This is a genomic window from Marinobacter guineae (assembly GCF_002744735.1).
GTDB lineage: Bacteria > Pseudomonadota > Gammaproteobacteria > Pseudomonadales > Oleiphilaceae > Marinobacter > Marinobacter guineae.
Map to the genome: position 1 here is coordinate 634,621 of NZ_KZ319341.1, position 19,229 is coordinate 653,849.

20 protein-coding genes are annotated in these 19,229 nt (G+C 59.2%); 9 read left to right on the plus strand and 11 right to left on the minus strand.

Annotated elements, in window-relative coordinates:
* Positions 1–15: 15 nt before the first annotated feature.
* Positions 16–1,272, minus strand: coding sequence for an HDOD domain-containing protein (locus CLH62_RS17310; RefSeq protein ID WP_099619423.1), 1,257 nt, complete (start codon positions 1,270–1,272; stop codon positions 16–18).
* 168 nt (positions 1,273–1,440) lie between these two features.
* Between CLH62_RS17310 and ilvD the strand changes: the two genes are divergently transcribed.
* On the plus strand, positions 1,441–3,276 hold the full coding sequence (ilvD, locus tag CLH62_RS17315) for a dihydroxy-acid dehydratase (RefSeq protein ID WP_099619424.1): 1,836 nt from the start codon (positions 1,441–1,443) through the stop codon (positions 3,274–3,276).
* Positions 3,277–3,348: 72 nt separating this feature from the next.
* Here the strand turns inward: ilvD and CLH62_RS17320 are convergent, their stop codons facing one another.
* Both CLH62_RS17320 and CLH62_RS17325 read right to left on the minus strand, forming a co-directional pair.
* Complete coding sequence (locus tag CLH62_RS17320; protein ID WP_228152888.1) at positions 3,349–3,774, minus strand: peptidoglycan-binding domain-containing protein; 426 nt, start codon at positions 3,772–3,774, stop codon at positions 3,349–3,351.
* A 114-nt stretch (positions 3,775–3,888) separates the two neighbouring features.
* A complete protein-coding gene (locus tag CLH62_RS17325) occupies positions 3,889–5,004 on the minus strand; it encodes an AI-2E family transporter (protein ID WP_099619425.1) in 1,116 nt (371 codons plus the stop codon).
* Positions 5,005–5,131: 127 nt separating this feature from the next.
* On the opposite strand from CLH62_RS17325, the gene CLH62_RS17330 reads away from it, so the two are divergent.
* The 3 genes from CLH62_RS17330 (at position 5,132) to CLH62_RS17340 (ending at position 6,853) form a co-directional block, all read left to right on the plus strand.
* Entirely contained in the window at positions 5,132–5,482 is a 351-nt protein-coding gene (locus CLH62_RS17330; protein ID WP_099619426.1) for a hypothetical protein, read from the plus strand.
* A gap of 75 nt (positions 5,483–5,557) precedes the next feature.
* Positions 5,558–5,806, plus strand: a complete 249-nt coding sequence (locus CLH62_RS17335; RefSeq protein ID WP_099619427.1) for a hypothetical protein — start codon at positions 5,558–5,560, stop codon at positions 5,804–5,806.
* Between the two features lie 147 nt (positions 5,807–5,953).
* Positions 5,954–6,853, plus strand: a complete 900-nt coding sequence (locus CLH62_RS17340; protein WP_099619428.1) for a haloalkane dehalogenase — start codon at positions 5,954–5,956, stop codon at positions 6,851–6,853.
* A gap of 14 nt (positions 6,854–6,867) precedes the next feature.
* Here CLH62_RS17340 and CLH62_RS17345 read toward each other — a convergent pair whose 3' ends face one another.
* Positions 6,868–7,656 (minus strand): acyl-CoA thioesterase, encoded by a 789-nt coding sequence (locus CLH62_RS17345; RefSeq protein ID WP_099619429.1) that lies wholly within the window; start codon positions 7,654–7,656, stop codon positions 6,868–6,870.
* 198 nt (positions 7,657–7,854) lie between these two features.
* Here CLH62_RS17345 and CLH62_RS17350 point away from each other — a divergent pair, with 198 nt between their 5' ends.
* Positions 7,855–9,378, plus strand: coding sequence for a DEAD/DEAH box helicase (locus tag CLH62_RS17350; RefSeq protein WP_099619430.1), 1,524 nt, complete (start codon positions 7,855–7,857; stop codon positions 9,376–9,378).
* Here the strand turns inward: CLH62_RS17350 and CLH62_RS17355 are convergent.
* The 4 genes from CLH62_RS17355 to CLH62_RS17370 all read right to left on the minus strand — a co-directional run bounded on the left by CLH62_RS17355 (position 9,357) and on the right by CLH62_RS17370 (position 12,742).
* Complete coding sequence (locus tag CLH62_RS17355; RefSeq protein WP_099619431.1) at positions 9,357–9,872, minus strand: dihydrofolate reductase; 516 nt, start codon at positions 9,870–9,872, stop codon at positions 9,357–9,359. The two genes, CLH62_RS17350 and CLH62_RS17355, sit on opposite strands and share 22 nt — an antisense overlap.
* A gap of 437 nt (positions 9,873–10,309) precedes the next feature.
* Entirely contained in the window at positions 10,310–11,149 is an 840-nt protein-coding gene (locus CLH62_RS17360; RefSeq protein ID WP_099619432.1) for a thymidylate synthase, read from the minus strand.
* Positions 11,146–11,934, minus strand: coding sequence for a prolipoprotein diacylglyceryl transferase (gene lgt / locus CLH62_RS17365; protein WP_099619433.1), 789 nt, complete (start codon positions 11,932–11,934; stop codon positions 11,146–11,148). Before lgt ends, CLH62_RS17360 begins: the two co-directional genes overlap by 4 nt.
* Before the next feature lie 10 nt (positions 11,935–11,944).
* Positions 11,945–12,742, minus strand: coding sequence for a sulfite exporter TauE/SafE family protein (locus CLH62_RS17370; RefSeq protein WP_099619434.1), 798 nt, complete (start codon positions 12,740–12,742; stop codon positions 11,945–11,947).
* An 88-nt stretch (positions 12,743–12,830) separates the two neighbouring features.
* On the opposite strand from CLH62_RS17370, the gene CLH62_RS17375 reads away from it, so the two are divergent.
* The 4 genes from CLH62_RS17375 (at position 12,831) to dxs (ending at position 16,875) form a co-directional block, all read left to right on the plus strand.
* Positions 12,831–13,604 carry an NRDE family protein gene (locus CLH62_RS17375; protein WP_099619435.1) on the plus strand — a complete coding sequence of 258 codons (774 nt, stop codon included), beginning with the start codon at positions 12,831–12,833 and terminating at the stop codon, positions 13,602–13,604.
* Positions 13,605–13,659: 55 nt separating this feature from the next.
* Positions 13,660–13,914: an exodeoxyribonuclease VII small subunit gene (locus CLH62_RS17380; protein ID WP_008176478.1), complete on the plus strand. Its 255-nt coding sequence runs from the start codon at positions 13,660–13,662 to the stop codon at positions 13,912–13,914.
* Positions 13,914–14,810, plus strand: coding sequence for a (2E,6E)-farnesyl diphosphate synthase (ispA, locus tag CLH62_RS17385; RefSeq protein ID WP_099619436.1), 897 nt, complete (start codon positions 13,914–13,916; stop codon positions 14,808–14,810). The genes CLH62_RS17380 and ispA overlap by 1 nt, the downstream gene beginning before the upstream one ends.
* Positions 14,811–14,943: 133 nt before the next feature.
* Positions 14,944–16,875 (plus strand): 1-deoxy-D-xylulose-5-phosphate synthase, encoded by a 1,932-nt coding sequence (dxs, locus tag CLH62_RS17390; RefSeq protein ID WP_099619437.1) that lies wholly within the window; start codon positions 14,944–14,946, stop codon positions 16,873–16,875.
* A gap of 63 nt (positions 16,876–16,938) precedes the next feature.
* On the opposite strand, the gene ribA is transcribed toward dxs, so the two are convergent.
* From ribA to CLH62_RS17405, 3 genes are all read right to left on the minus strand, one after another.
* Positions 16,939–17,577 carry a GTP cyclohydrolase II gene (gene ribA / locus CLH62_RS17395; protein WP_407657787.1) on the minus strand — a complete coding sequence of 213 codons (639 nt, stop codon included), beginning with the start codon at positions 17,575–17,577 and terminating at the stop codon, positions 16,939–16,941.
* Between the two features lie 110 nt (positions 17,578–17,687).
* Positions 17,688–18,170 (minus strand): cyclic pyranopterin monophosphate synthase MoaC, encoded by a 483-nt coding sequence (gene moaC, locus CLH62_RS17400; protein WP_099619439.1) that lies wholly within the window; start codon positions 18,168–18,170, stop codon positions 17,688–17,690.
* 87 nt (positions 18,171–18,257) lie between these two features.
* On the minus strand, positions 18,258–19,229 hold the full coding sequence (locus CLH62_RS17405; RefSeq protein ID WP_099619440.1) for a Nudix family hydrolase: 972 nt from the start codon (positions 19,227–19,229) through the stop codon (positions 18,258–18,260).

Sequence of the window (19,229 nt, forward strand, 5' to 3'; positions counted from 1 at the left end):
ACACAGCCCGGACAATTATCGGATGGACAGCAATTGCTGAACCTCGTCTACCCGGGCCCTGGCCTCCGTCAGAAGCTGTAAACTGCGTGAGGCGTTGAGTTCAAGCTCGCCCAGACGGCGGTAAGCCGGCACCTGGTCGAACGGAGGTAACTCGGCATTCTGGCTGGAACCAATCATCGAATGCAATTGCGCCACGATAACCACATCCACCAGTTGCGGAGCCGATTCACGGCATTCATAACCCCAATCCTCGGCATGCCGAACCGCTTCGATAAACGCTGGCGGGAATGACCAGTTCTCAAGAACCGCCGTGCCAACGTCCGCTCTTAGCTCTTTAATAGCATGATTCAGGTTGGCCTCATCAGCAAAGAGATTCACGTGGTGCTCCGCCTGCACCAATACAGGTACCACTCCGATGTCGTGAAGCAGGCCCGCCAGCAGTGCCTCCTCAGGGTTGAGCCGAGTGGCATGGTCCGCCAGGACCCAGCACAGGGCCGCCACTTCCCGTGAATGGCGCCAGAGCTTTTCCATTTCTTTCTGCAGCGCGGCCTGGCGGGTCTTGAACACTTCCCGCATGGAGAACACCGTCACCAGCTGCCGGGTGGTACGCATTCCCAACCGGACCACGGCCTCTCGAACATTCCGGACGTCGCTGAAACCGCGATACAGTGGGCTGTTACAGGCGCGGACCAGTTTTGCCGCCATGGCCGGATCCGCGGACACCGCCTGCGCTACCTGATCCGCAGTGGATTCTTCGCGATCGACAGCCCTTCGGACTTTCCAGGCCACATCGGGAACACTGGGAAGCTTGACCTGATTCGATCGCAGTTCCGAGTAGAACTCCATCAGCAGATGGTGCTCTTCACTCTCGATACCACCGGTACCCTCTCCGGAGTCCATTTCCACCTGCGCAACAGGCGCTGCCCGCAAGAGCTGATTGAGGATTTCCTGTTCGACCACCAGGAATTCGCACGGCTTGACCGCCGTCACGTCGTACATTCGGGGCTGCAGGCGCGCGATGGGGGTATTGGCTTTCTCGGTCTCGGCTTCAACCAACGATTTCCGACCGTCAAGAGACTCAAGCTCTACCTTGCCGGCAATAAGAAAGAAATCGAGACCGTCCCGCACACCGCGCTCAAGAACCCGTTGTCCCGGACCGTGGGTTCTTCGCTCCGCACGGCTGGCAAGCAGCACCAGCTGGTCATCGGTCAGCCGGTTCAGCGGCTGAAACGCTTTCAGGCGACGTAGCGGCAGGCTTTTCTGACCAGCCATAGGCATACTCCTTGTCGGTTCAAACCGGAAAATATTTGGCAACTGTGTTAACTATTGTAAACAGCGCTCCTGAAAACAACCATGCGCCTGGAGTCTAATCTGGTATTCTCTGTTTTTGTTTCACGCCAACAGGTAAACATCAGGTAACAACAGAGAGACCAGAACACCATGCCTCAGTATCGTTCGCGGACATCCACCGCAGGCCGTAACATGGCTGGCGCCCGCGCCCTCTGGCGCGCCACCGGTATGAAAAACGAAGATTTTGGCAAGCCCATCATCGCGGTTGCCAACTCTTTCACCCAGTTTGTACCCGGCCACGTGCACCTCAAGGATCTCGGGCAACTGGTGTGCCGCGAAATCGAGGCTGCCGGCGGCGTGGCCAAGGAATTCAACACCATTGCCGTGGACGACGGCATCGCCATGGGCCATGACGGCATGCTGTATTCCCTGCCCTCCCGGGAAATCATCGCGGACTCAGTGGAATACATGGTTAACGCTCACTGCGCCGATGCCCTGGTGTGTATCTCCAACTGCGACAAGATTACCCCGGGCATGCTGATGGCGGCCATGCGCCTGAACATTCCCACGGTTTTTGTTTCCGGCGGCCCGATGGAAGCGGGCAAAACCAAACTGTCTGAGCACAAACTGGATCTGGTGGATGCCATGGTCATCGCCGCGGACCCGAATGCCAGCGACGAACAGGTGGAAGAGTATGAGCGTAGCGCCTGCCCGACCTGTGGCTCCTGCTCCGGTATGTTTACTGCCAACTCCATGAACTGCCTTACTGAGGCGATTGGTCTGGCCCTGCCCGGCAACGGCTCAATGCTCGCCACCCACGCAGACCGGGAGCAGCTGTTCCTGAAAGCCGGCAGACAGATTGTGGAGAATGCGCGCCGCTATTACGAAGAAGATGACGCCAGCGTTCTGCCGCTGAGCATTGCCTCCATGGCTGCCTTTGAAAACGCCATGGTCATGGACATCGCCATGGGTGGCTCCACCAACACCATTCTTCACCTGCTGGCAGCGGCCCAGGAAGGTGGCGTTCCATTCACCCTGCACGAGATCGACCAGCTATCGCGGCGGGTTCCCCAGCTGTGCAAGGTGGCACCGAATTCGCCCAAGTACCATATGGAAGACGTACACCGGGCCGGCGGCATCATGGGGATTCTGGGGGAACTGGAACGGGGCGGTCTGATCAACACGGACCTGCCCACCGTTCACAGCAAAACCATGAAGGAAGCCCTTGAGACCTGGGACATCATGCGCTCCCCGACCCCGGAAGTGGTGGAATTCTACAAGGCCGGGCCGGCCGGTATTCCCACCCAGACCGCCTTTTCCCAAAACACCCGCTGGCCAAGCCTGGACGGTGACCGGGAAACAGGCTGTATCCGTTCGGTTGAAAACGCCTACAGTTCAGAGGGCGGACTCGCAGTACTTTTTGGCAACATCGCCCTGGACGGCTGCGTAGTCAAAACCGCGGGCGTGGACGAAAGCATCTATGTTTTCGAGGGCAAGGCCAAGGTATTCGAAAGCCAGGACTCGGCGGTTGCCGGCATTCTGGCGGACGAAGTCAAACCCGGCGAGGTGGTTATCATCCGCTATGAGGGCCCCCGTGGTGGCCCAGGTATGCAGGAAATGCTCTACCCGACCAGTTATCTGAAATCCAAGGGGCTGGGAAAGGAATGCGCGTTGCTGACCGACGGGCGTTTCTCCGGGGGCACCTCTGGCCTTTCCATTGGCCACGCCTCGCCTGAGGCCGCCGCCGGTGGTGCGATAGGGCTGATTGAGAACGGCGACGTCATACGGATCGACATCCCGAACCGGACCATCAATGTCGAGCTGGACCAGCACGAACTGGATCGTCGCCGGGAGGCCCGGGATGCGAAAGGGTGGAAGCCGGAACTGCCCCGGGACCGAAAAGTGTCCGCAGCGCTCAAGGCCTACGCACTGCTGGCAACAAGTGCCGACAAGGGCGCCGTCCGGGATCTCAGCAAGCTCGACTGATAGACTGGATAGCCGGACAACAGAAAGCCCGCCGGATACTCTCCGACGGGCTTTTTCATGGGCGAACCAGAATTACCAGAGAGACCAGCCGCCGTCGTCCTTTTCTTCAATGGCGTCGTCCTGCTCCGGTTCCGCTTCCTCTGCCGACGTGGCGGAAGGTACCGCTTCCTGCGCTGTGGCGGCGGAACCGCCAGCTGACTGGGCCGGAGCCGACGCGACCTGCACTGATATCAGGCCCAGCGCTTTTTTCGTAGGCTCGTTCATAACTCCGCTGGCCTGAAGCCCGTTGTCCTTCTGGAATTTGGTCAGTGCAGCCCGTGTTGTGTCATCCATTTGCGGGCTGACATTGGTGATCTCATACCCTGCGCCGTAAAGTGCGTTCTTGAGTGCAACGGTCTCGTCCGCGAAGGCTGCGGGGGCAAAGCCCAGTGTAATCGCCATACCGGCCGCAGCGGCCAGGCGTCCCAGTCGGATAGTTGCGTTTCTCTTGGTACTCACCTGCTTAACTCCTGATATCTCATCGATACCCGTTTCTTTCTTGTTATGTGGTGCCTATCTCCACAGGCTGGGGCAAACATTTTAGAGACTACCATACTTTTGTCGCATGTCGCCTTACCGGACATCAGACTCGGAATCTGTGCTCCGGCCAGGTTTGACGGCTTCGGCCGCCGACTGCGCCAGATCGGCTTCCTCACTGAACTCGCGGATAAAAATACCCCAAAACGCCATGAACAGTGCGGCCACCAGGGGGCCCATCACGAAACCATTGATACCGAACATCACAATCCCACCCAGGGTCGAAAGCAGCACGATGTAGTCAGGCAGTTTGGTGTCCCGCCCGACCAGAATTGGTCGAAGCAGATTATCCGCCAGGCCAATCACTACCACACCAAATACCGTCAATACCGTCGCTTCGACCAGATCACCCACCGCCGCCAGGTAAATGGCCGCCGGCACCCAGACCAGGGCAGCCCCAACCGCAGGTAAAAGAGACATGATTGCCATCACCACCCCCCAAAGCAAGGCGCCGGTGATGCCCAGTATCCAGAAAATCAGCCCGCCGAGCGCGCCCTGGATGATGGCAATCAACAGGTTGCCCTTCACCGTGGCCCGAGTAACTTCTGCAAATTTGGCAAACAGCAGCCTTTCCCGCTCATCTCCGAGTGGCAAGGCCCGGATCATCAGTTCCACCAGCGCCCTTCCATCACGCAGAAGAAAAAATGCCAGATAAACCATCAAGGCCAGTCCAAGGAAGAACTGGAAGGTGTTCTGGCCAAGTCCGAACGCCTGTTTTGCAAGGAATTGGCTGCCACCAACGAATGCATTGACGAGTCGATCCCGCCATTCACTAAAGTTGATGTCGAATTGGGACAGAAAAGCCTGAATTGCCGGGAAAGACTGATTGACCTGATCTATATACTCCCCCGGCCGCAGCTCACCGCTCTGGATCTGCTGGTAAAGCGCTACCCCCTCAGCAACCAGGGACGTAACGAGAACCAGCACCGGTATGACAACAATAAACATGCAGATAAAGAGAGTGATCAGAGCATTCAGGTTCGGGCGGTCGCCCAGTTTTCGGACCAGAATCTCCTGCACTGGATGAAAAATCAGGGCAATCGCAACGGCCCAGAATATGGGGCCGAAGAAGGGTTTCATAAGAAACACGAAAGCCAGAGAGACCCCCACCAACAAAGCAAGGAAAGTCCGTGTTTCAAGTTTCGCGTACATAGTTCTGTCTGTTCCCCGGAAATGGTTCTGACTTATGGCAAGCAATTCTAGCCTACCACGCTGGCGTGGCCACTGTAGTCATCTTCGGGTTATAGTGGACGGTTATTGATCAACCACTAAACAGGTCGTGTTGTTGGAACTGGAAACCTTTACCACAGAAACCGCCCTGGAAGCTGCTACGCAGTTGCGCAAGGTACTGGCCGCTCGGACTCACCGGCGCAAGGTGATGGGCCAGGACGTGATGGTACCCGGGCAGCTGGGCGAGGCGCTGCAACTGCCCCGGATCATCAATCGCCTGCAGAGCAAGCAGCAGAAACAGCGGGAGCTGGGGCTTGAGGACTTCCAGGAGCTCTGGCCCACACTGTCACCTCAGACACGGGAGAGAGTGCTGAGCGCCATCGGCTGGTACAACCCCAAGGAGCTCGACTGGGAAGACAAGCGCTCCAACCGTAAACCACTGGTCGATCCGGACAAATAAGCCGTACAAATCCGGCGACAGGACTTTGAACTGTCATACTTGGCCCATATGTTGGGCAGTATCAGGAGGATATTTATGACTGAACAACACCATTATACCGCCATTCTCGCTGAGGGCAGCGCGGTCCCTACCCTGCTGTGCGGCCACTGCCGGTCCATTCTTTCCCGTACCCGTATTTTCCGGAACAAAGGCAGCCAGCATCAGGACATGGAGTGCAAGACAATCGGCCTCTGCTCTGCTGATGACTGTGGCGCGGTCAACTGCTGCGACCAGGCCCTGGCTCGCGTTGAAAACCCGGAACGCCTGTTTGGGATTGCCTCCTGATTCAAACCGGCAACGCTCTGTTACGCAACTCAAACACACAAAATTTCCATCTGATTTATCCTGACATTCGACGATTGTATTAGGGAGGTCTGACCGCCAGATGGCTCCCGGCAATCACGCAACCAATCAGTCAGGACAGTCGATGGCATGCGTATTCTGAGAACCGATGAAGCCCGCTTCGCAGGCCTTCCGGACTACCCTTTTGCTCCAAACTATCTGGACGTAGAGCCCGGTCTCCGGATGCACTACGTTGACGATGGCCCACGCAATGGCTCCCCGGTACTGATGCTGCACGGCGAGCCATCCTGGTCTTACCTCTACCGGCATATGATTCCTCTCGTGGCTGACGCCGGCCACCGGGTGCTGGCGCCGGACCTGATTGGCTTCGGCAAGTCAGACAAGCCCGACTCGGTCGAGGATTACAGCTATAGCCGCCACCTGGCCTGGCTGGCCAACTGGCTGGAGCACCTTAACCTTACCGATATTACCCTGGTATGCCAGAACTGGGGCTCACTGTTGGGGTTGCGACTGGCTGCCAAACATCCGCAGCGATTCAGCCGAATCATTGTCGGTAACGGCATGTTGCCGACGGGAGAAGCCCGGGTGCCTGCGGTGTTTTCAGTCTGGAAGACGTTTGCCACCCACAGCCCCTGGTTCCCGATCGGGCGGATTGTCCAACTGGGTACTGAACGAACCCTGAGCAAGGCAGAACTTGCCGCCTACGAGGCGCCGTTCCCGTCCGCGGATTTCAAAGCTGGCGCAAGGGCTTTCCCCAAGCTGGTGCCAACAGAACCGGGGACTCTGGACAGCGAAGCCAACAAAGCCGCCTGGCAGGTTCTGGAGAAATGGAAAAAACCGTTCATCACCTGCTTCAGTAGCGGCGACCCGATCACCCGCGGCGGCGACCGGCACATGCAGCGCCGCATTCCCGGGGCCCACGGCCAGCCCCACATTACCCTACGTGGAGGGCACTTCCTTCAGGAAGACTCGCCAGCAGATTTCGCGCGCATCATCATCGACGCCGTGAAATCAGAAATGGCGGCCTGAGCCGCCACTTCCCACTAACCGAATACCGTTACCGTCTGCCGGCTCAGGGCGACCAGTTCTCCGCGAGCCGTCCAGATTCCGGCCTGGGTATGACCGTATCCGGCGCCGGCCTGATCAATTGACGCCTTGTACAGCAGCCAGTCACCCGGCTCCATTACCGGTCGGGGGTGGACGATATCAAGCGCCCAGCTCAGGGAGCTGGCTCTTACGCGCTGCTTCACGTAAGGCAGGACCGCAGGTGGCCAGGCGTCCACCAGCGCAATGATGTGGGCATCCGAAAAGGTTTCAGGAGTTTTCCTGAACTGCATCCAGCCGCCGAGCTCCCGGCCACCCTTGCCACTGAACGGCAAATTGCCGAAGGCCCAGCGCATCTCGATCTGCCGAATGAATTCCGGTGTCACCCCCTCGATATAATCCAGCCCCTGGCACTGGCTCACCGGCGTCACTTCCGGTGCAGGCAGTGCATCTACCTGCACCTCCGAATCCCGGTCGCCGCCAAAGCTGGCCAGGCACATCAACCGGGGTTCATCGTTCTGGACAATGCGACCCTGCACCTGGCTGACAGCCTTGCCCTCCCGGAGAATGCCGGCTTCAAAGCTGGCGGTCACCTCCGGCTCCACCGGACCTACAAAAGACACCTGCATCGAGCGCATGGCCCTGCCTTCAGCCACCAGGTGCTGCATGCGCTCAAATATCAGCGCCGCGGTCAGACCACCGAAAGTAGCCCTGCCCTGGGACCAGCTATCGGGCATGACCAGATCCTGACTGGTATGAGCCGCGCGGAGTAATTCATCAAAGGTCATTCTACGTTCCTGTTAGCAACCTATCGGGGTAGTTTCGAAGACTGCCCAAGAACGGACGGCAAAGCAATGGGAGCTTGCCGGCAACTACCTACAGACCCGGCAATATTTTGCGTATTAATGCAACAAAAAAACCGCTATAATATGTGCACATTACGCATTGCCCGGCAATGCTCTACCTCCCGAATTCCGAGTGAATCAATGTCTGAATTGTCTTTTGCCGAACTGGGGCTTGATCCAGCCGTACTTGAAGCTGTATCCGCCGTTGGCTATGAAACCCCGACGCCGATCCAGGCCCAGACCATCCCTGCGCTGCTTGCCGGCAAGCATCTGCTGGGCGTAGCCCAGACAGGTACCGGTAAAACCGCGGCCTTTGCACTGCCTCTGCTGAGCCGGATTGACGCCTCTGTAACCGACCCCCAGATTCTGGTCCTGGCGCCTACGCGCGAACTGGCCATCCAGGTGGCCGAAGCGTTTACCACCTACGCCAGCAAGTTCCGTAATTTCCATGTTCTGCCGATTTATGGCGGCCAGGATTTCTTCCCCCAGATCAAGGGCCTTCGCCGTGGCGCCCAGGTTATCGTGGGCACACCGGGCCGTATGCTTGACCACCTGCGCAAGGGCACCCTGAAGCTGGACGGTCTGAAGGCACTGGTTCTGGATGAAGCGGACGAAATGCTGCGCATGGGCTTTATCGATGACGTAGAAGCAATTCTGGCGAAAACGCCGCAGAACTGTCAGCGCGCCCTGTTCTCCGCCACCATGCCGCCACAGATCAAAAAGGTTGCCAATACCTACCTGAGGGATGCCGTCGAGGTTCGCATCGAGAGCGAAACCCGCACGGTTGAGCGTATTTCCCAGTTCGTTCTGCCGGTATACGCCGAACGCAAGCTGGACGCCCTGACCCGGATTCTTGAAGTAGAACCATTCGATGGCGCCATCATCTTCGTGCGTACCAAGGCGGAAACCACGCTGCTGGCAGAGAAACTCTCCGCCCGTGGCCACGCGGTAGCGCCGCTCAATGGCGATCTGAACCAGCGCCAGCGTGAGCAGACCGTTGAAGACCTGAAGAGCGGAAAAAAGGACATTATCGTTGCCACAGACGTTGCCGCTCGCGGTCTGGATGTGCCCAGGATCACCCACGTAATCAACTACGATGTGCCCTACGATACCGAAGCCTACATCCACCGCACCGGCCGTACCGGGCGAGCCGGACGGGAAGGCAAGGCAATCCTGCTGGTCACGCCCCGGGAACGCAGCTGGCTGCGCACCCTGGAGCGCGCCACCAACTCGCCCATGCAAGCCTATCAGCTGCCTTCGCCGGTTGAACTGAAAAAAATGCGCGAGGAGCAGTTCGAAACGCAGCTGTTGGGTTTTGCCGAGGATGGCAAGCTGGCCAAAGCGATGGCACTGCTGGATGAGATTGCCGAGCGCAATGAGATGGACACGGCAATGGTAGCCGGTGCTCTGGCCTGCTGGCTGGAAGCATCCCAGCCGGGCTCGCTGCCGCTGGAGCAACCAGAGGCTTTGCCGGAGATTTCAGCCAACGCCCCGCCGCGTCGAGAGCGCCAGGGTGGTCGTCCGGGCGGAAAGCCGGGATACAAGCCCGGCTTCAAGAAAGGCCCCAAGGGCCGTGGCGGCCCCGGACCGAAGGGCAAGCCACCTGGTAAAGGCGGCAAGCCCGCAGGCAAGCGTCCGCCCCGTCAGGCAGACGCCAAGCGCTGATAGACCACGAAGCTGTAGTCGTAAGGGTTGTTATCGGACGCGGAGAAATCCTCCCGTCCGATTTCTTCCCACTCATCCCAGTTTACTTCCGGAAAGAATGCATCCCCATCCACCTCAGCGTGCACCTGGGTAACGTACATCCGGTCGACCATCGGCAGCGCCTCAGCATAGATCTGCCCGCCACCGATTATCATCACTTCGTCTCCGCCTTCGAGCTCGGCCTGAGCCTCGGCTTTCACCAACGCTTCCTGCAGTGACTTGGCCGCAACGGTGCCCGCTGGCGCTTCCCAGTTTTCGTTCCTGGAAATTACCACGTTCATCCGTCCCGGTAACGGCCGGCCAATGGAGTCCCAGGTTTTCCGTCCCATGATAATGGGCTTACCCATGGTGGCCTGCTTGAAGTAACGGAGATCGCCCGGCAGGTACCACGGCAGATTGTTGTTCCGGCCTATGACCCGGTTTCGGGACATGGCTACTATCAGGGCTTTTCTCATATCCAGTCCTCAGATTTGGACGTTCAGACTCGGGGCCCGATGACTTGGGGGCTGCAAGAGGGCGGGGTTACCTCTCCAAAAAACGCCTCAAGGCATCCTTGCGCGGCTTGGGCTCCGCCATCCCTGGCTCCGCACATTTTTGGAGAGGTAACCCCGCCCTCTTGCGATTCGACAACTCAGCCAGATTGGCCGGTTCATCAGTTTCAAATTTTCCGGGCAACCTTATATCGCGCCGCTGACCACAGAACGCTTAGAACTTTTCGATCCTCGATCTCTTCAGCGAGACCGCAGGTCAGCGGGTGGGGCGTTCCGAAAATGTGCGGAGCCAGGGATGGCGGAGCCAAGCGTACACGGACGTATTCACAGCGTTTTTCGGAACGCCCCACCCGCTGACTTGCCACCTCAAAATCGAGCGGACCGCCAACCCGGACAGAGAGTCAAATCGCGATAGGAGCTTTAATCCCGGGAAAAGGGTCATACCCCTCAAACTCGAAGTCCTCCAGCTCGTACTCGAAGATACTCGCCGGCTTACGCTTGATGACCAGACTCGGCAAAGCCTTTGGCTCCCGCTTCAGTTGCTCGAAGACAATGTCCTCAGTCAGGTGGTTCTGATACAGATGGCAGTCGCCGAATGTGTGGACGAACTCACCCACTTCCAGATCACACTGCTGAGCGATCATGTGAGTCAGCAGGGCATAGGACGCGATATTGAACGGCACCCCCAGGAACAGGTCCGCGCTGCGCTGGTAAAGCTGGCACGAGAGTTTGCCGTCAGCCACGTAGAACTGGAACAGACAGTGGCAGGGCGCCAGAGCCATACGGCCCTCGCGAACGTTATCCTGGGGACCGATGGACTCGTCCGGGAGCTCCGCCGGGTTCCAGGCGGAGACAATCAGGCGGCGCGAATTCGGTTTGTTGCGAATCTGTTCGATCACCTCGCTGATCTGGTCGACTACCTCGCCATTCGGGCACTCCCAGCTACGCCATTGTTTGCCATAGATGGGGCCAAGCTCGCCGTTCTCCAGTGCCCATTCATTCCAGATGGATACCTTGCGTTCTTTCAGCCAGGTGTTGTCGGTGGAGCCCCGGAGGAACCAGAGCAGTTCATAGATAATGCTGCGCAGGTGGACTTTCTTGGTGGTTACCAGGGGAAAGCCGTCCTGAAGATTGAACCGTATCTGGCGGCCGAAGACCGACCGGGTGCCCACACCGGTACGGTCACCTTTGTTAAATCCTTTGTCGACAACGTCTTGCATCAGGTCGAGGTAGACTTTCATTCGGCTTTTCTCCGATAGGCAATAAACATAAGGGCAGCGCCTGCAATAATCATCGGGAAGGAAAGTACCTGCCCCATGGTGAGCCAGTCAAAGGCCAGGTAACCCAGTTGTGGGTCTGGCTGGCGCACAAATTCCACCACGAAGCGGAAAACGCCGTAGCAGATCAGGAACAGGCCCGACACCGCCATTCTGGGCCGTTGCCGAGAGGAGAACCACCACAGGATGACAAACAGAGCAACGCCTTCCAGGGCAAACTGGTAGAGCTGGGAGGGGTGACGGGCCAGGGAATCCGGTGCGGTGCGGAACACCATGCCCCAGGCAACGTCCGTGGGTTTGCCCCACAACTCGCCGTTAATAAAGTTTCCTATCCGGCCGGCGCCAAGCCCCACCGGCACCAGTGGTGCGACAAAATCGGCCAGACGCCAGAAGCCGGAACCAACCTTTCGCCCGTACCACCACATGGCAAACATAACGCCCAACAAACCGCCATGGAAGGACATACCACCTTCCCAGACTCGCAGTAGCCAGAGCGGGTCTGCCAGAAAAGCATCAAAATTGTAAAACAGCACATAACCCAGGCGACCGCCAAGAATGACGCCCAGTGCAAGGTAAAACAGCAGATCTCCCATTTGTTCTTCGTTGATAGGAGACCAGGGCTTGCGAGTGCGGATCCGGCCGAGCCACCAGCCGGCGACAAAGCCCACCAGATAGGTCAGGCCGTACCAGTGGATCTTGAGGGGGCCAATGGCAATGGCCACCGGATCAATCTGGGGGTGTTGCAGCATCGATAACCTCTCAACTCAGGAAAAAACGGAGACCCACCAGCAAAAGCATGATGGAAAAAATACGCTTGAGAACCCGGGGGTTCAGCCGATGGGCCAGGTTGGCCCCTATCCGGGCAAAGAAAATGCTGGTGAGGATAATACCGATCAGCGCGGGCAGATGGACGAAACCGACACTCAGTTCCGGCAGAGCTGGATTCTGCCAGCCGGTCCAGATGTTGCCGAGCGCACCGGCAATGGCAATAGGCAGGCCGCAGGCGGCGGATGTACCCACAGCCTGTTGCATGCGAACGTTGCACCAGCTCAGGTAGGGAACGGTAACTGTGCCACCACCAATCCCGAAGATGGCCGAGGCCCAGCCGATGCCTCCGCCGGCCACACCCAACCCCGCGAGGCCCGGAACATCCCGGCCGGGTTTGGGGCTCACATCAAACAACATCTTGACGGCGACGAGCGTGACAAAAACGCCAATGACCAGCTCAAGGGCCGGGCCACTCATCAACGACGCTGTCCATGCGCCAATCAGGGCTCCGACAATGATGCCCACCATCATCGGCATGAACAGATCCCAGCGCACAGCACCATGCTTGTGGTGGGAACGGATGGAACTGACCGACGTGAACACAATGGTTGCCAGTGAGGTACCCACCGCCAGGTGGGGAGCAATCTCCGGGCTGATGCCCTGGAGGCCGAAACTGAAAATCAGTACCGGGACAATGATCAGCCCACCGCCAATGCCAAACAGACCCGCGACGGTGCCGGCAAGGGCGCCGAGGGCCAGATATGATGCAATTACATAAATCAGGGTCATAGTTTGTCACACACCCGGAAAAACCAAGGCTGGTATGATACACAGCGCAAGAGTCAACTTCATTAACTCCGGGAGCCCACCCTCAACCATGTGCCTGATCGCCTTTAGCCTTGGCCAGAACCCTCATTTCCCACTGGTTGTCGCGGCAAACCGGGATGAATTTTTCCGTCGCCCCACCGCCGCCATGGACTGGTGGACCACTGATACAGGCACCCGGGTGCTGGCCGGCAGAGATCTCCAGTCCTGGGGTACCTGGCTTGCAATCTCAGCGGAAGGTGATGTCAGCGCCGTTACCAACGTGCGGGAAGGCACTTCGGAAACCGGCCGTATCAGCCGGGGTGAACTGCCCTTGCGGGCACTCACAGAGTCGCGGAGCGAGCTTGAAGGCTACCTGCTCGATAATGCCGACCACTACTCCGGCTTCAACCTCGTACACGTGACCGCCCGGGACGGCTGGTACTTCAGTAACCGGGACGCTCACCCCGGCCGGCATATCCACCGCGGCGTTTATGGACTCAGCAACCATCTCCTGCAAACCCCCTGGCCCAAACTGCTGCGCCTGCGACAGGCCGCTGGTGATGCCGTTGTCGCAGCCGGAGTCGATGCGGGTGCCCTGCACGATGAGCTCGTCACCCTGCTCCAGGACACCACTCCGGCCCCTGACCGGTTGTTGCCCGACACCGGAGTGGGGATTGACACCGAACGATTTCTCTCGTCTCCCTTCATTGTCGGCTCAGACTACGGCACCCGGGCGACGACTGTGATCAGCGTTTCCGACACCGGAGAAATTCACGTTACCGAACAGAGCTGGGGACCGGATGCCGAAACCGGTGAACGCCGTCACTTCCACTGGCAGCGGTAGCGAGCAAGCTCTGGTATAATTCGCGAAATTCCGCCACCCGATCGGAGGGCCCCTGATGGCCGGTGAACAAGGCGCCACATCTATAGCTGATTTTGAAAAATCCCTTGATGAACTGGAAAAGCTGGTTCGCGATCTGGAACAGGGGGAGCTGTCTCTCGAGCAGTCTCTGACAGCCTTTGAACGCGGCGTCAAACTGACCCGTGAATGTCAGCAGGCCCTGAAAAGTGCCGAGCAGCGCGTCGAGCAGCTGGTTCAGAACAGCGATGGCACCCTGGAAACCCGTCCGTTTTCTCCGGACGACGCAGACTGATGACCGGACAAAACCAGCTTGCAGTGGACTTTCTCGAAACCTGCCGGGCCCGCGTAGACGCGGAACTGGACCGGTGCATTGAACAGGATTCGGCATCAGGGCGCCTGCAGGAAGCCATGCGTTACAGCGTTCTGGGCGGCGGTAAACGAATCCGACCCGCCCTGTGCCTGGCCGCCGCCAGGGCTCTGGGCCAGTCCGGTGACCAGGCCCTGATTCCCGCCTGTGCGGTGGAACTGGTCCATGCCTATTCATTGATTCACGATGACCTTCCCGCCATGGATGACGACGAACTCCGGCGTGGGCGCCCCACCACCCACATCGCCTTTGATGAAGCGACCGCCATTCTGGCCGGGGATGCCCTCCAGGCGCTGGCGTTTGGCTGGCTGGCAGAGGCTCCGGGGTTGTCTGAGTCGGCGCGCCTGGCCATGGTGCAGGAACTCGCTGGCGCCAGCGGCCACAGGGGCATGGTCGGTGGTCAGGCAATCGATCTTGAATCCGTCGGCAAAACCCTCGCGCTGAGCCAGCTGGAGACCATGCACCGTCACAAAACCGGCGCATTGATCGAAGCCAGCGTCCGGATTGGCGCGATCACCGCGCCCTCGGTCAGCAAACAGGCACTGGCGTCGCTGACCCGCTATGCCAAGGCCCTTGGCCTGGCTTTCCAGGTCCAGGATGACTTGCTGGACATCGAAGGGGACACCGAAGTGATTGGCAAACCCCAGGGCTCGGACGCCGCCCGGTCCAAACCCACCTACCCCGCCCTGCTTGGCGTCGCCGGTGCCAGAGAGCATCTGGCGGATCTGCTTGAGACCGCGCAGCAAAGCCTCCGGGAGTTCGGTCCCGAAGCAGACCCGTTGCGGGCAATGGCCGATTACGTGGTGGCAAGAACCCATTGAATCCCCGTGCCCCGAAGGCGCACACTGGCCTTAAATATTTTCGTAACAACTGGCCTGGCTTGTATGAAACGGGCTCCCCTGTTCCCTTATAATGCCAGTCAGTTATCGAACGTACCGGAAAAGACCCGAGCAGATGCAGGATACTTATATTTTCAAGGAAATCCCGTCACAGCGGCCCAATACTCCGCTGCTGGACCGGGTTGATGCACCGGCCCAGCTGCGCGAGCTGGCTCCGGAACAGCTGACCCAGCTGGCCCGTGAACTCAGAGCGTTCCTGTTGTGGTCTGTGGGCCAGACCGGAGGCCATTTCGGGGCAGGTCTCGGCGTGCTCGAACTTACCGTTGCCCTTCACTATGTCTTCAACACTCCCACTGACCGTCTGGTCTGGGATGTCGGTCACCAGGCTTACCCCCACAAGATTCTGACCGGACGGCGGGAGGCTATGGGCAGCATCCGGCGCAAGGGAGGGCTTGCCGGCTTTCCCAAACGGGCCGAAAGTGAATACGACACCTTCGGCGTAGGCCACTCCAGCACATCCATCAGCGCCGCCTTGGGCATGGCCATTGCCGCCCGCCTGCAACGAACCGGCCGGAAAAGCATTGCGGTGATCGGCGACGGCGCCATGACCGCCGGCATGGCATTCGAGGCTCTGAATCATGCCGGCCACCTGCACGCCGACATGCTGGTGATTCTGAACGACAATGACATGTCGATTTCCCATAACGTCGGGGGGCTGTCCAACTACTTTGCCAAGCTGCTGTCCAGCCGTACCTATAACCAGGTTCGCGACAGCAGCAAGAAAGTCCTTCAGGGCGCACCGCACCTGATGGCCCTTGCGAAAAAGACTGAAGAGCATTTCAAGGGCATGATTGCGCCAGGCACCTTGTTTGAAGAGCTGGGATTCAATTACATCGGGCCCATTGATGGCCATGACCTGCCTCTGCTGGTTGAAACCCTGGAAAACATCCGAGAGCTTGAAGGCCCGCAGTTCCTGCATGTGGTGACTACCAAAGGCAAAGGCTTTGCGCCGGCAGAGGCCGACCCGATTGGGTATCACGCCATCAACAAGATCGACCCTGTGCCGCCAAGCAAACCCGAGCCGATCAAACCAAAGCCCGCGAAGCCCAAGTACGCCAACGTCTTCGGCCAGTGGCTGTATGATTCGGCGGAGCAGGATGAACGGGTGGTCGGCATCACCCCGGCCATGTGTGAAGGCTCCGACCTGCTGGCCTTCTCACAGCGGTTCCCGGATCGCTATTTCGATGTTGCGATTGCCGAACAGCACGCCGTCACCCTCGCGGCCGGCCTGGCCTGTGATGGCGCAAAGCCGGTGGTTGCAATCTACTCCACCTTCCTGCAGCGCGCCTACGACCAGCTGATCCACGATGTTGCCATCCAGAATCTGGATGTGCTGTTTGCCATCGATCGCGCTGGCCTGGTGGGCGAGGACGGCCCCACCCACGCCGGGGCCTTCGATATCAGCTACCTGCGATGCATACCGAATATGGTGGTGATGACCCCGTCCGATGAAAACGAAACCCGTCAGATGCTGCAGACTGGCATGTTGTATGAGGGCCCTGCTTCGGTTCGTTACCCGAGGGGAACCGGGCCGGGCGCCGAGATCCGGCAGGCGCTGACACCAATGGAAATCGGCAAGGGCCGGACTGTGCGTGCTGGCAAAGGGGTGGCCATTCTCAACTTCGGCACCCTGCTGGCACCTGCCCTGGAGGCCGCCGAAGCACTGGGAGCGACTGTGGCAGATATGCGTTTCGTCAAACCCCTCGACGAGGAACTGGTGCTGGAACTTGCCGAACAGCACGAGCTGCTGGTGACCCTGGAAGAAAACGCCGTTGCCGGGGGTGCCGGCAGTGCTGTCACCGAATTCCTGAACCGCCATCAGGTATCCATGCCGATGCTGCAACTGGGGCTGCCAGACACCTTCATGGACCACGGCAAGCATGGCGAATTGCTGGCGGATTGCGGTCTGGACGCTGCAGGAATCGAAGCGTCAATTGCCGCGCGAATAGAAACCCTTCGGCACCAGAATCTGAAAGTCGTCAAATAAACAAACCCTGGTGCCTGAAACGCAAAAAAGCCCGCGACTGTCGCGGGCTTTTTAAATTCTGGTTCACGCCTCGGGGTCGTCGTCCTGGTGCGTTTCCAGCCAGTGCCCAAGCTTGCTCTGCTTGGTATTGAGGTAATGCTCGTTGTGAGGGTTACGACCAACGTGGAGAGGCATCCGCTCGACAATCTCGATGCCGTAAGACGAGAGGGCCTTCACCTTTCTCGGGTTGTTGGTCATCAGTCGCAGGCTCTTGATACCCAGATGCTCCAGCATGTCCTTGCACATGCTGTAATCACGCAGATCGGCGGCAAATCCCAGGCGCTCATTGGCCTCTACCGTGTCGGCACCCTGATCCTGCAGGTGATAGGCGCGAATCTTGTTCAGAAGCCCGATGCCCCGGCCCTCCTGGCGCAGATACATCAGGATGCCGCGACCTTCACGGGCAATACTGCGCAGGGCTTCCTCGAGCTGATAGCCACAGTCGCAACGCATGCTGTAGAGAGCATCACCGGTAAGGCACTCGGAGTGAGTGCGGGCAAGCATGGGTTCGTCACTGTCCAGATCGCCCAGAGTCAGGGCAACGTGCTCCTTTCCGGTGTCCGGTTCTTCGAAGCCATGCATGTCAAACACCCCGAACGGGGTCGGCAACCGGCAGGTCTGGATGTAACGAACAGCCACAGTGGTTCCTCGTGGTTCAGTCATTGGGGCCGCGCATTCTATCACGGGCCCGCCTGCTTGGCGTAGTCTCGACACTGTAGCTCCTCCGGTATGTGCTCAGTACCGAACACTTACGAGCGCGACGACCGGCCAGATCAGGACTTGTCGGCCACCCAGTGACCACTCCGGCCACCTTTCTTCTCCAGCAGGCGGACAGAACCGATTTCCATGCCCCGGTCGACAGCCTTACACATATCGTACAGGGTCAATGCTGCGACGCTCGCAGCGGTTAGCGCTTCCATCTCGACACCGGTCGGGCCGGACAGCTTGCAGCGGGTAAGAATGTGGACCGAAGCACCATCTTCGCCAGGCGTCAGCTCTACCTTGACCGAGGTGAGATTGAGGGCGTGACACAGGGGAATCAGGTCGTGAGTTGTCTTCGCTGCCATGATCCCGGCAATACGGGCCACGGCCAGGACATCGCCCTTGGGGTGCTCACCATCCACAATCATGTTCAGGGTCTCCGGCGCCATTCGAATGGTTGCCTCGGCGCGGGCCTCCCGTTCGGTGGCGGCCTTATCGGTCACATCCACCATACGGGCTTCGCCCTTGTCATCAAGATGGGTCAGTTTGCTCACAGAATCTCCTGGAATTGGTTGTGCCAGATAACAAAAATACAGGCTTATCAGCATAACAGAGATGGGCGCAGAGGCCGCTGATAACCGTCAGTTTTCCGGCCACCAGAAGCTGATACCGGCGATCCCCTGCCCACCCTGTTGCCGGGCCTCGGGAAGATCCGCAAGGGTGAGTCCGCCAAGGCCAAAGACCGGAACCGGCGCGCCGGACACCAGGGTACCAAACGCCTCCCAGCCCATGGTCGGCTCTTCGGGATGGCTTAGGGTTGGTTTGACGGGCCCGAGCGTAACGTAGTCCGCGCCAATGGCGACGGCCTGGTCAATCTCCGTCGCGTCATGGCAGGAAACACCCAGCCACGCACTCACCGGAATCGGCCTCTCCGCCTGTTTGGCCGCTTCCCGCCAGGGCAGGTGCAGACCACAGGCACCAGGCGTGCCGTAAAAAACCTCTGGGGCACCGTGCACGATCAGCCCGGCGCCTGCCGCTTCGCAAACCGGAACGGCCGCTGCCGCAAGCTGACGATAATCCGGCCCGGTCATAGCCGGGGCACGGAGCACCACCAGTGCCTGCGAGGCACCAGCCAACCCGGACCGAAGACGCTCGATGGTCTCTCCAGCACTGGCTGCCGTTCCGGTAATCGCCAGCTGTGCTGGCAACCGCAACGCCCGGATAATAGGCCGGTTGGCAGCCGGGAAATCCTGATCCCGGAGCCGGTCAGGGTCAAGCCATTCCACCGGCTGGCCCTCACAGCCCTCAGGCTCGCCTTCAGCGGCTCTGGTCGCCCACACATCGAGGAAAACCCGCTTATCGCCATAGTCATGGCGGATACCTATTACCGGCTCCAGAGAGGCCTCAGGTACCTTCAGGCCCGTTTCCTCAGCGATCTCACGCACCAGAGCCGCCTGAACACTTTCGCCCGGCTCCACCTTGCCACCGGGGAACTCAAGCAAGCCGCCCTGATGCACATGGTCTGGCCGCCGGGCAATGAGCACCCGCTCATCGCGGATAATAACCGCCACGGCAACGTGGATTTCTTTCACCTGGGCTTCCCGGACTGTCAT